Genomic DNA, 12,897 nt, shown 5'->3' with positions numbered 1-12,897 from the left:
ATCCCATAAGCGTAGAGGCGAATATAGCCGAAAGAAAAAACTCTATGGAGAAATGGGAGTACTCTATTATGTGGTGTACAATCCCCGGCGACGTCGTAAAGCTCCATTGGAAGTGTATAAATTAGTGAATGGGGAGTATCAGTTACAGTTTGGTAATCCAGTGTGGTTATCGGAAATCGGATTAGGGATAGGTACAGACAGGGGAACCTATCAGGGAATAAATCGAGAGTGGTTGTATTGGTATGATGAACAAGGACAAAGGATATTAATACCAGAAGAACAGATTGTTCATCAGCGACAACTGGCTCAAAGGGAGCGACAACGGGCAACAGAGGCTGAACAATTGGCTCAAAGGGAGCGACAACGGGCAACAGAGGCTGAACAATTGGCTCAACAGGAGCGACAACGGGCAAAATTGTTAGAAGAGAGATTGCGATCGCTCGGTATTGATCCAGACTCTTTGTGATAACACAGATGACACTGATTTAATCACATTCTGCTTTGGACTCATACTTAAATGACACAGATTGACACAAAGAGACGTTAAGAGCGATCGCACCCAAGACACAATGATCGCCTGTTGGTTTATGGTATACTTTTCACCATGGGAGAATGTGCCTGCCTATAAACTCGATACATAAGGTTTCAGAGGGGGTTACGAAAAGAGCGATAAGCTTCGCTTGTGCCAAAGGCAATCGCACTCCTTTGTCGCTTGGCACAAGGGACGGCGATCGCGGACTTTTGGGGTATCCTGTTCATTGGGGGAAGATAACAATGATTTTTATTAATCCCAAAACGGATTTTGCCTTTAAAAAAATATTTGGTTCTGAGCAAAACCCAGAAATTCTGATTAGTTTCCTGAATTCCCTCCTCTACGGTGGACATCCTCGAATCACCGAGTTAGAAATTATTAACCCTTATCTCGCCCCAAAAATTCAGGGAATTAAAGATACGTTCCTGGATGTAAAAGCCAAACTAACCGATGAGACAACGGTAATTATTGAGATGCAAGTCCTGAATTTATCGGGGTTTGAGAAGCGGATATTGTATAACGCAGCTAAAGCTTATTCGATTCAATTGGAACCCGGAGACGATTATACTCTATTGAATCCGGTGATAGCCTTAACACTGACGGACTTTGAAATGTTTGAGGATTTGCCTCAGGTGATTTCTAATTTTGTCCTCAAAGAAAAAAAGGTGTTAACAGATTACCCAATTAATGATTTGGAGTTAGTCTTTGTCGAATTACCTAAATTTACCAAAGAGTTAGACGAATTAGAAACCTTAGCCGATAAATGGATATACTTTATCAAATGTGCTAGAGGGTTAGAAACGATACCGGAAACCATGGCACAAGTTCCCGAAATTCGCAAAGCGTTTGAAGTGGCAAATCAAGCGAATATGACTCGTGAAGAGTTAGAAGCGCTAGAACAGAGGGAAATCTATATTCATGACCAACGGAATGCAATAAAATTAGCCTTGAGACAGGGTATTCAGCTCGGACGAGAACAGGGTATTCAAGTGGGAAGAGAACAGGGCATTCAGGAAGGAAGAGAACAGGGCATTCAGGAAGGAAGAGAACAGGAGAAACAACGCACAAGAGAAGCTGAACAATTGGCTCAACAGGAGCGACAACGGGCAAAATTGTTAGAGGAGAGGCTGCGATCGCTTGGCATTGATCCAGATTCTTTGTGATCACACAGATGACACTGATTTAATCACATTCTGCTGTGGACTCATACTTAAATAACACGGATTGACACAAAGAGACGTTAAGAGCGATCGCACCCAAGACACACTGATGAGACAACGGTGATTATTGAGATGCAAGTCCTAAATTTATAGGGCTTTGAACAAGGAATTAAGATGGCACGAGAACAAAGAATTCAGCTTGGGCGAGAACAGGGAATTCAGGAATCGAAAGTAGAAATGGCTAGGAAAATGTTAGGGGTTGTCGATGAAGATACGATTAGTCAGATCACTGGCTTGAGTCTAGAGGAGGTGCGACGGTTGAGGTAGAAATTGTTATTAAGTGAATGCGATCGCGTGTTTTTCATGGTAGACTTTTTAACATGGAAAAATGTGCCTGCCTATAGACCTCATCAACCGTAATCTGTCATGCATTTAAATTGGGTATTAGTAGCGAGCAAGATGCAAAGCCTGCGGCATGGCTTCGCTTAACGCACTACAAGGCTTTCGCCGTTATTGATATTAAGGTTTAAATGCTGAACAGCTTAAACCGTAGGGTGGGTTAAGCGGTATTCAATTGAGAGAACAAATCATTTAATTACCTATCCGCTGTAACCCACCAAGTTATAGTTTCTAACCCGTGAACAAACGATTCGGGCAATTTCTATCAGATTAAAGGATGTACCCTAACAATAGTGCAGCGAGGAGCCCCTACATTCCCGACATTCCCGACATTCTCAAATGCACCTGACAGATGCAGCAAGCCCATGCGATCGCTCGGTATTGATCCAGATTATTTGTGATAACACAAGTGACACCGATTGAATCACATTCTGCTGTGGACTCATACTTAAATGACACAGATTGACACAGAAAGACGTTTCAAGCGATCGCACCCAAGACACAATGATCGTTTGTTGGTTTATGGTATACTTTTCACCATGGGAGAATGTGCCTGCCTATAAACTCGATACATAAGGTTTCAGAGGGGGTTACGAAAAGAGCGATAAGCTTCGCTTGTGCCAAAGGCAATCGCACTCCTTTGTCGCTTGGCACAAGGGACTGCGTTCGCGGACTTTTGGGGTATCCTGTTCATTGGGGGAAAACAAGGATGATTTTTATTAATCCCAAAACGGATTTTGCCTTTAAAAAAATATTTGGTTCTGAGCAAAACCCAGAAATTCTGATTAGTTTCCTGAATTCCCTCCTCTACGGTGGACATCCTCGAATCACCGAGTTAGAAATTATTAACCCTTATCTCGCCCCAAAAATTCAGGGAATTAAAGATACGTTCCTGGATGTAAAAGCCAAACTAACCGATGAGACAACGGTGATTATTGAGATGCAAGTCCTAAATTTATCGGGGTTTGAGAAGCGGATATTGTATAACGCAGCTAAAGCTTATTCGATTCAATTGGAACCGGGGGAGGATTATACTCTATTGAATCCGGTGATAGCCTTAACACTGACGGACTTTGAAATGTTTGAGGATTTGCCTCAGGTGATTTCTAATTTTGTTCTCAAAGAAAAAAAGGTGTTAACAGATTACCCGATTAATGACTTAGAGTTAGTCTTTGTCGAATTGCCTAAATTTACCAAAGAGTTAGACGAATTAGAAACCTTAGCCGATAAATGGATTTACTTTATCAAATGTGCTAGAGGGTTAGAAACGATACCGGAAACCATGGCACAAGTTCCCGAAATTCGCAAAGCGTTTGAGGTGGCAAATCAAGCGAATATGACTCGTGAAGAGTTAGAAGCGCTAGAACAGAGGGAAATGTATATTCATGACCAACGGAATGCAATAAAATTAGCCTTGAGACAGGGTATTCAGCTCGGACGAGAACAGGGGATTCAGCTCGGACGAGAACAGGAGAAACAACGCACAAGAGAAGCTGAACAACTGGTTCAACAGGAGCGACAACGGGCAAAATTGTTAGAGGAGAGGCTGCGATCGCTTGGTATTGATCCAGATTCTTTGTGATAACACAGATGACACTGATTTAATCACATTCTGCTGTGGACTCATACTTAAATAAAACAGATTCAGGACTTACGCATCCACACTAGATATACGGGTTTTGGTGCGTTGCGCTTCGCTAACACACCCTACATATAGATCCTTTGCGTAAGTCCTAAGATTAACACAGAAAGATGTTTCCAGCGATCGCTCTTCGAGTATTACAGAAGATCGCCTGTTTATTCATGGTATACTTTTCACAGTGGGAAAATATGCCTGCCTATAGACCTGATCAACCGTAAACCGTAGGGTGGGTTAAGCGGTATTCAATTAAGAGAACAAATCATTTAATTACCTATCCGCTGTAACCCACCAAGTTATCGTTTCTAACCAGTGAACAAAAGATTCGGGCTTTTTCGATTACATTAAAGGATGTACCCTAACAATAGTGCAGCGAGGAGCCCTTACATTACCTACATTATCAAATGCACCTGACGGATGCAGCAAGCTCATGCGATCGCCTGTTTTTTAGGTCTGTTGAGGTAGGAATTGCCATTAGTAAATGCGATCGCGTAGTTAATTCATGGTATACTTTTCATTATGGGAAAATGTGCCTGCCTATAGACTCGATACATAAGGTGGCAGACAAGGACACAGAAAGAGCGATCGCGTCGTTCGTAGTGAGCGCTTCCTTCGCTTGTACACGTCCTGGTCGCATGTTTTTGGGGTATAGTGTTCATCGGGGGACAATGCAGTATGATTTTCATTAATCCAAAAACCGACTTTGCCTTTAAAAAAATATTTGGCTCTGAGCAAAACCCAGAAATCCTAATTAGCTTCTTAAATGCTCTGCTATACGGTGGACATCACACAATTACCGAGTTAGAAATTATTAATCCTTATCTGGCACCGAAGATTCAGGGAGTTAAAGATACTTTCCTGGATGTGAAAGCCAAATTAACTGATAACAAAACCGTAATTATTGAGATGCAAGTCCTGAATTTATCGGGGTTTGAGAAGCGGATATTGTATAACGCAGCTAAAGCTTATTCGATTCAACTGCAACCGGGAGAGGATTATACTCTATTGAATCCGGTGATCGCCTTGACGCTGACGGACTTTGAAATGTTCGAGGATTTGCCCCAAGTGATTTCTAACTTTGTCCTCAAAGAAAAGAACCTGTTGACGGATTACCCGGTGCATGACTTGGAGTTGGTCTTTGTGGAATTACCCAAATTCATTAAAGAGTTGGACGAATTAGAAACATTGTCGGATAAATGGATATACTTTATCAAAAGTGCTAGAGGGTTAGAAGCGATTCCGGAAACCATGGCACAAGTACCGGAAATAAGGAAAGCGTTTGAAGTGGCGAATCAAGCGAATATGACTCGTGAAGAGTTAGAAGCGCTAGAACAGAGGGAAATGTATATTCATGACCAACGGAATGCAATAAAATTAGCATTGAGACAGGGAGCTGAACAGGGAATGGAAAAGGGAATTCAAGTGGGACGAGAACAGGGAATTCAAGAAGGACGAGAACAGGGAATTCAAGAAGGACGAGAACAGGGAATTCAGGAAGGACGAGAACAGGGAATTCAGGAATCTAAAGTAGAAATGGCTAGGAAAATGTTAGGGGTTGTCGATGAAGATACGATTAGTCAGATCACTGGCTTGAGTCTAGAGGAGGTGCGACGGTTGAGGTAGAAACTGTCATTAAGTGAATGCGATCGCGTGTTGATTCATGGTATACTTTTCATCTTGGGGGAATGTGCCTGCCTATAGACTAAACACATAAGGCTTCAGACAAGGACACAGAAAGAGCGATCGCACCGTTCTTAGTGAGCGCTTCCTTCGCTTATGCTAGGTATTAGTAGCGAGCAAGATGCTCACACTACAAGAATTTCCTTGTTATTGACATTAAGGTTTAAATGCCGAACAGCGTAGGGTAGCACAGCCAGACGTGCACCCTTGTGGTAAATGGCGTCACCGATGATGATCTAGAAGCGGTGCGACGGTTGAGGTAGGAATTGTCATGAGTGAATGCGATCGCGTATTAATTCATGGTATACTTTTCACCATGGGAAAATGCGCCTGCCTATAGACTCAATACATAAGGTGGCAGACGGAGACACAGAAAGAGCCAGAAAGAGCGATCGCGCCGTTCGTAGTGAGCGCTTTAGCGCTTCCACCGTTCGTAGTGAGCGCTTTAGCGCTTCCACACATCCTAGCTGGGCATTTCTAATCGGTTAGAGGAAAGATTGCGATCGCACTCGTGTTGATCCAGATTCTTTGTTATAACACAGATGACACTGATTTAATCACATTCTGCTGTTGACTCACGATTAAATAAAACAGATTCAGGACTTACGCCGCCACACCAGATATACGGGTTTTGGTGCGTTGCGCTTCGCTAACACACCCTACATATAGATCCTTTGCGTAAGTCCTAAGATTAACACAGAAAGATGTTTCCAGCGATCGCTCTTCGAGTATTACAGAAGATCGCCTGTTTATTCATGGTATACTTTTTATCGTGGGGAAATGTGCCTGCCTATAGACCTGATCAACCGTAAACCGTAGGGTGGGTTAGGCGGTATTCCATTGAGAGAACAAATCATTTAATTACCTATCCGCTGTAACCCACCAAGTTATCGTTTCTAACCAGTGAACAAAAGATTCGGGCTTTTTCAATCACATTAAAGGATGTACCCTAACAATAGTGCAACGAGGAACCCCTACATTAGAGACATTATTAAATACACCTGACGGATGCAGCCAGCTCATGCGATCGCCTGTTTTTTAGGTCTGTTGAGGTAGGAATTGTCATGAGTGAATGCGATCGCGTAGTTGATTCATGGTATACTTTTCATCGTGGGAAAATGTGCCTACCTATAGACCCCAATCAACCGTAAGCCGTAGGGTGGGTTAGGCGGTATTCAATTAAGAGAACAAATCATTTAATTATCTAGGAGCCGTAACCCACCAAGTTATCGTTTCTAACCAGTGAACAAAAGATTTGGGCTTTTTCGATTACATTAAAGGATGTACCCTAACAATAGTGCAGCGAGGAGCCCTTACATTACCTACATTATCAAATGCACCTGACGGATGCAGCAAGCTCATGCGATCGCTAGGCGTTGATCCAGATTATTTGTGATAACATAAATGACACAGATTGATGTTTTCAGCGATCGCACGATTCTCTCTTAGGCATTCCTAGTGTATCTGATAATCAACCTTCACTCGGCTCAAAAGGATTGACAATCCTCAGGTGTTCAGATACAATCAGTCCATTCTGCATATCTTCCGAGTAAAGCGTTTCTACTCCGGCTTCTAAGGCACAAGCAACAAATAAACTATCCCAGAAGGATAAATTGTAACTTTGGCGAAGCCGAGAGGCATTCATCAAAATCTGGCAATTAAACTCGATAACTTGATACCGGGTATAAAAATCTTGGATCAGCGGCTGAATTTCTGTCTCGCTCATCAACGCTTTCTTAATTAAATTGACGCAAACTTCATTAATAACTTGAGTGCTAACAACGACGTTTTTATTCTCAATGAGAGAACGAGCAATTTTTTGCTTGTTGGTTCCGGATTCCGTCTGGAAGAACGCATACAGCCAGATATTTGTATCGATAAAATACGTGCCGTTAGCCTCGCTCATGCGCCTCCTCTCGGGTTAAAGGAACAAAAGTCTTAAGTGGAATTGGGTTATGGATTAGGTGTGCAATCATGCCTACTTCAGTGGTTCGGCGGTTTGAGATTACGGTAATCTTTACACAGTCAATATTTTGCAGGAGTTGCCGATAGGCTTCGGGGACTTCTATCTTACCATCCTGTACCTTGGCGGTAAATTCAAGGGTTGACATTTTGGGCTGCTAATTTAACGGATATCTTATCCTTAATGGTACAGCACAAAGTAAAAGTGGACAGACTATTGAATATACCCAGGGGGCTTGGGGTTGTTCTGGAAACTTGGTTACAACACATAAGACACCGATTCAATCACACTCTCCAGACGACTCACGGTTAAATGACACAGATTGACGGCGATCGCGTAGTTAATTCATGGTATACTTTTCACCGTGGGAAAGTATGCCTGCCTATAGACTCGATAGATAAGGTGGCAGACGAGGACACAGAAAGAGCGATCGCACCGTTTGTAGTGAGCGCTTTAGCGCTTCCGCATCTCCTATTGGTATCTCTAATTGCTTAGAGGAAGGATTGTCAGCGCTCGGTATTGATCCAGACTCTTTGTGATCACACAGATGACACTGATTTAATCACATTCTGCTTTGGACTCATACTTAAATGACACAGATTGACACAAAGAGACGTTAAGAGCGATCGCACCCAAGACACAATAATCGCGTATTGGTTTATGGTATACTTTTCATCGTGGGAAAATATGCCAGCAAGATAGACCTCATCAACCGTAAACCGTAGGGTGGGTTAAGCGGTATTCAATTGAGAGAACAAATCATTTAATTACCTAGGATCTGTAACCCACCAAGTTATTGTTTCTAACCTACATTCCCTACATTCAAGGAATGCACCTGACGGATGTAGCAAGCCCATGCGATCGCCTGTTTTTTAGGTCTACTTTTAATTGGGGGAGGATAACTATGATTTTTATTAATCCTAAAACTGACTTTGCCTTTAAGAAAATATTTGGTTCTGAACAAAACCCAGAAATCCTAATTAGTTTCCTGAATTCCCTCCTCTACGGCGGCCATCCCCGCATCACCGAGTTAGAAATTATTAATCCTTATCTCGCCCCGAAGATTCAGGGAATTAAAGATACGTTCCTGGATGTAAAAGCCAAACTCACTGATGAGACAACGGTGATTATTGAGATGCAAGTCCTGAATTTATCAGGGTTTGAGAAGCGGATATTGTATAACGCCGCTAAAGCCTATTCCATTCAGTTGGAACCCGGAGACGATTATACCCTTCTGAATCCAGTGATAGCCTTGACGCTGACGGATTTTGAAATGTTTGAGGATTTGCCTCAGGTGATTTCTAATTTTGTTCTCAAAGAAAAGAATATTTTGACGGATTACCCGATTAATGATTTGGAGTTAGTGTTTGTTGAATTACCGAAATTTACCAAAGAGCTAGACGAATTAGAAACTCTAGCGGATAAATGGATCTATTTTATCAAATGTGCCAGAGGATTAGAAACGATACCGGAAGCAATGGCACAAGTCCCGGAAATTCGCAAGGCGTTTGAAGTAGCGAATCAAGCGAATCTGACTCGTGAAGAGTTAGAAGCTTTAGAACAGCGAGAAATGTATATTCATGACCAACGGAATGCGATAAAATTAGCATTGAGACAGGGGATTCAAGTCGGGCGAGAACAGGGGATTCAAGTCGGGCGAGAACAGGGGATTCAAGTCGGGCGAGAACAGGGGATTCAAGTCGGGCGAGAACAGGGGATTCAGGAATCTAAATTAGAAATGGCTAGGAAAATGTTAGGGGTTGTCGATGAAGATACGATTAGTCAGATTACTGGCTTGAGTTTAGAAGAGGTGCGACGGTTGAGGTAGAAATTGTCATTAGTGAATGCGATCGCGTAGTTAATTCATGGTATACTTTTCATCGTGGGGAAATATGCCTGCCTATAGACTCGACACATAAGGTTTCAAACGAGGACACAAAAAGAGCGATCGCACCCAAGACACAATGATCGCCTGTTGGTTTATGGTATACTTTTCATCGTGGGAAAATGTGCTTACCTATAGACCCCATCAAGCGTAAACCGTAGGGTGGGTTAAGCGGTATTCAATTGAGAGAACAAATCATTTAATTTCCTAGGAGCTGTAACCCACCAAGTTATCGTTTCTAACCTACATTCCCTACATTCAAGGAATGCACCTGACGGATGCAGCAAGCCCATGCGATCGCACTCGTGTTGCTCCAGATTTTTTGTTATAACACAAGTGACACCGATTTAATCACATTCTGCTGGAGACTCACGATTAAATAACACAGATTGACACAGATAACCGTTTCATATCTGTCTCAATCGAATCATCTATTAACGCTGTCCTCACACCTGTATCTGCTATCTGTGAAATCAGTGGGGCTAACCTCTAACATCCCCACCCCTACCGTTTCAATAAATCCGTGAAATCAGTGTTATGGAATCAAACCGTTTAGATGAAGTCTGGTTTCCGGGGATAATCCTCAACCACACGTTCATAAAACGCCTCCAGCGCTTCAACACAGGTTTTATCGTCATAGAGGCGATCGTGATTAGCTACGATTTGCGCCACAATACTTTTGCGCCACTGAGGGTCTAATCCTAAACGGACAGCAATATCTATATACTCGGCTTCATCGTTAGCAATGGTTTCGGTGACTCCTAGCATTCGCAAAATGCCGTAGGAATGGCGACCTCGCATAAATTCACCGGGACAGGTGACAACAGGTAAATTGCAGGCGATCGCTTCTAGAGTAGTATTACCGCCAGACCAGCCTAATGTATCCAGGAAAACATCTGAGACTAAATTTAGACTGAGATAGTCGTTTTGATTCAGTCTGGGTAACATGACGCAATAGTCTTCACTATCTAAACCAAAGCCAGCAAACGCTTTTTTGAGCCGTTGGGCAAATTGCTGTGTAATGGAGTCACTGGAATGAGAAATAAAGACAAACTGAGCTTGAGGAACCCGTTGAGCAATGGCAGCAAAAATATAGTCGTATTGGGGTAAATACTTAAAAGTAGACTGGCATGATAAATATACTACGGCTTGTGAACGTAGCTTAAAATCTGACCGCCTTTTCCGCGTTTTAGGCAAAGCCGGTTTAGAATAGGATACTCCAATATTGGGTAAACGAATCAGGGTTTCTGAATAATGATTTTCTCCATTTTCAGGTTCCATCAAATTGCTGGAGAGAAAGTAATCGATCGTCGGCAGACCGGACGTAATCGGATGTCCCCACGTCGTACATTGTACAGGAGCCAGACGCAAACCCGCAATCTGGGTGATAGTGGGATGCATACCAATATCCAGGAAAACTAAGATGTGTAATTGATCAGAGAGAATTTGTTGACAAAGTTCTTCTAAATCACCGGGAATATGATAGAATGCATGACTATATACGGCAAATTGCTGGGTCATTGCATCTATTTTCGCATAGTTGGTATAACCATATAATTCAAACTTTTTCTGGTCATGATTGCGGGGCCAACCGCGTAAGAGTTTACTGACGGTGTGAGAGTACATAGCGTTAGAAATATACCCAATCCGAATTTTTCCATTTTGGCTGCGAGATGGCATGGGTAGTGGTTTTACCCATTCAGGATAATTCGCTGCCATGACTCGATGAACAAACTCTCCATAGCGCTTTTGCAGCTCTAAATCATCTTTTCCTTGATACTGTAAGTAAAAATTGGTTCGAGCGCCTATACCAACTTTGGCTTTTTCGATTGCCTCAGGAGAATCTAAAGTGGTTTGCTCAATTAAAACCTCTAAAGATTGGATAAACCGACGGCGGTAAAAATTAATTTCTTCTGGAGTATCGTAAATAATAGGCAGGAGACGTTGTTCTTCAATTTTTAGGATTAAATCATTGGGCAATAACTGGGCGGCTTGACTCGCAACGGTTATGGCTTCATGGATACGACCAAAATTTTGTAAAGCAACGATCAAACAAAAGTAAAGTCGCGGTGTTTTCGGGTAGTGCTTAAGTCCTTCGTGATAAGTGTTAATCGCTTTTTCTTCCTGATTTAATTTCTCATAGCAGTCCGCTAAATTAATATAAATAGAGGACTTGCCAATTTGAGTTTTCAAACCTTTCTCGTATTGTTCTATAGCGGCTTCATAGTTTTGCCGAATATGGGCATAATTTCCAAAATAAAAAGCTGATTTAGCCGGATCATGTTTCAAATCATAGGCAATCCCCAAGTTTTGCATAACATCGGGGTCACGAGGTTTCAATTGGAGCGCCTTTTGATAAAGTTCAATGGCTTCATCAATATTACGATGTTGTTCGAGTAGTAGATTTCCTAAATTAATATAGCTACCAAAATGACTTGGGTTTGCAGTAACTGCCTGACGATAAACATATTCTGCGTCTTGAAACTGATCCGTTTGGCACAAAATAACACCTAAATTGTTATAGGCATTAATTAGTTTTGGATTTAATTGAATTGATTTTTGATAAGCTTCAATGGCTTGGGGAATATTACCAATTTTCTCTAGCACTAAACCCAAGCTATAGTGATGCAGTCCGCTAGCGGGATCTATTGCCAAAGATTGGAGCAGGTGGGATAGGCAATTCTGGTATTGCTGTAAGTTGTAATAAACAATGCCTAAGTCGTGCAAGACATCCGCATGATAGGTATGCCATTGCAAAACTTCTTTATATTTTTTCTCGGCGGGAAAAAAGTCGCCGATATGATGCAAGTATAACGCTTCTTTGTAGAGAGTATTTACAGCTTGCGGTTTCTGAGTAAACTCAAAATCATTGTGTAAATCAGAAATGGCTTGAATCAAGGGTGGGTTGCGAAATTTTTGAGAATATTCAGACCAATTGTAATGACTTTCCTGCGTCATATCATAACTTAAAATTTGAATGCCATTGCCAAAGGTGAAGTGATTCTCTGTGGGGGTTGGTAAATTTAACAAGAGTTGGCAGTCAGGATGAGTTGCTATAAAATCCCAATTGGCTTGCTGCACACTACTCCAGTTAGTATTATTGACAATAATCAAAGCTGGGTTTGCTAGAAAGGGTTTGACTAAAAGCAGTCCGAGCAACTGAGACCTATAATCCGGGTTGCCTGAATAGAAATACACCCCAATTTTAGCGTCGGATTGACTCTCTTTTAAGTCAAAGAAAAACTCTTCAAAGTTTTGGTCACAAAATAAGACTTGTTCGTCCAGGTTAAATAAGGATAAATTATTGCTTAATATCTCTAACTTTTCTTCGGAATCATCTAAACTAGAAAAATCATCGACAGCATAGGCGATTTGATCGGGATGATTAAGCAGTGAGCCGAGCAAATTCGCTCCATGAGAACAGCCAATCTCACAGTAAACTTCATCGGGTTCCATGCACTCTACAGCAAAGTTGAGCAACTGCATTATATTAGCGGTCGTCTTTCCTTCAACCTGATTGAGAACAGATTGAAATTGCTCAGACTTAGGATGAACTGACTCCTGTCCCAAGTTTTTGTATAATTCAGGGAGTCGCTGCATGAATTTTTGGTATTCCATTTTTATTTATTCGCTATTTCA

At 41.9% G+C, this 12,897-nt stretch carries 10 protein-coding genes and 1 pseudogene; 8 read left to right on the top strand and 3 right to left on the bottom strand.

From position 1 onward, the window contains the following. The 6 genes and pseudogenes from MC7420_RS17065 to MC7420_RS43370 form a co-directional block, all read left to right on the top strand. Positions 1-466: pseudogene (locus MC7420_RS17065) on the top strand (Uma2 family endonuclease); the annotation flags it as partial. Between the two features lie 308 nt (positions 467-774). Continuing rightward, entirely contained in the window at positions 775-1,695 is a 921-nt protein-coding gene (locus tag MC7420_RS17060) for an Rpn family recombination-promoting nuclease/putative transposase (RefSeq protein ID WP_006101673.1), read from the top strand. 171 nt (positions 1,696-1,866) lie between these two features. Then, positions 1,867-2,019, top strand: a complete 153-nt coding sequence (locus tag MC7420_RS41555; protein ID WP_006101845.1) for a hypothetical protein — start codon at positions 1,867-1,869, stop codon at positions 2,017-2,019. Between the two features lie 781 nt (positions 2,020-2,800). Next, positions 2,801-3,673, top strand: coding sequence for an Rpn family recombination-promoting nuclease/putative transposase (locus MC7420_RS17050; protein WP_006101614.1), 873 nt, complete (start codon positions 2,801-2,803; stop codon positions 3,671-3,673). A 732-nt stretch (positions 3,674-4,405) separates the two neighbouring features. Then, positions 4,406-5,353, top strand: coding sequence for an Rpn family recombination-promoting nuclease/putative transposase (locus tag MC7420_RS17045; protein ID WP_006101693.1), 948 nt, complete (start codon positions 4,406-4,408; stop codon positions 5,351-5,353). A 411-nt stretch (positions 5,354-5,764) separates the two neighbouring features. After that, positions 5,765-5,899, top strand: a complete 135-nt coding sequence (locus MC7420_RS43370; protein WP_269546295.1) for a hypothetical protein — start codon at positions 5,765-5,767, stop codon at positions 5,897-5,899. Positions 5,900-6,881: 982 nt separating this feature from the next. Here the strand turns inward: MC7420_RS43370 and MC7420_RS17040 are convergent. Both MC7420_RS17040 and MC7420_RS17035 read right to left on the bottom strand, forming a co-directional pair. After that, complete coding sequence (locus tag MC7420_RS17040; protein WP_006101751.1) at positions 6,882-7,316, bottom strand: PIN domain-containing protein; 435 nt, start codon at positions 7,314-7,316, stop codon at positions 6,882-6,884. Further along, entirely contained in the window at positions 7,303-7,521 is a 219-nt protein-coding gene (locus MC7420_RS17035; protein WP_006101745.1) for a hypothetical protein, read from the bottom strand. The genes MC7420_RS17040 and MC7420_RS17035 overlap by 14 nt, the downstream gene beginning before the upstream one ends. Before the next feature lie 164 nt (positions 7,522-7,685). Between MC7420_RS17035 and MC7420_RS42605 the strand changes: the two genes are divergently transcribed. Together MC7420_RS42605 and MC7420_RS17025 are read left to right on the top strand one after the other, a co-directional pair. Next, positions 7,686-7,868 (top strand): hypothetical protein, encoded by a 183-nt coding sequence (locus tag MC7420_RS42605; protein ID WP_044207724.1) that lies wholly within the window; start codon positions 7,686-7,688, stop codon positions 7,866-7,868. A gap of 409 nt (positions 7,869-8,277) precedes the next feature. Beyond that, complete coding sequence (locus MC7420_RS17025; RefSeq protein WP_006101712.1) at positions 8,278-9,201, top strand: Rpn family recombination-promoting nuclease/putative transposase; 924 nt, start codon at positions 8,278-8,280, stop codon at positions 9,199-9,201. Between the two features lie 609 nt (positions 9,202-9,810). Here MC7420_RS17025 and MC7420_RS17020 read toward each other — a convergent pair. Further along, positions 9,811-12,876 carry an O-linked N-acetylglucosamine transferase, SPINDLY family protein gene (locus tag MC7420_RS17020; RefSeq protein WP_044207721.1) on the bottom strand — a complete coding sequence of 1,022 codons (3,066 nt, stop codon included), beginning with the start codon at positions 12,874-12,876 and terminating at the stop codon, positions 9,811-9,813. Between the last annotated feature and the right edge of the window lie 21 nt (positions 12,877-12,897).

Source organism: Coleofasciculus chthonoplastes PCC 7420, from assembly GCF_000155555.1.
GTDB lineage: Bacteria > Cyanobacteriota > Cyanobacteriia > Cyanobacteriales > Coleofasciculaceae > Coleofasciculus > Coleofasciculus chthonoplastes_A.
Note: the sequence above shows the minus strand (reverse complement) of the source record. Positions and strands in the feature narration are given on the sequence as shown.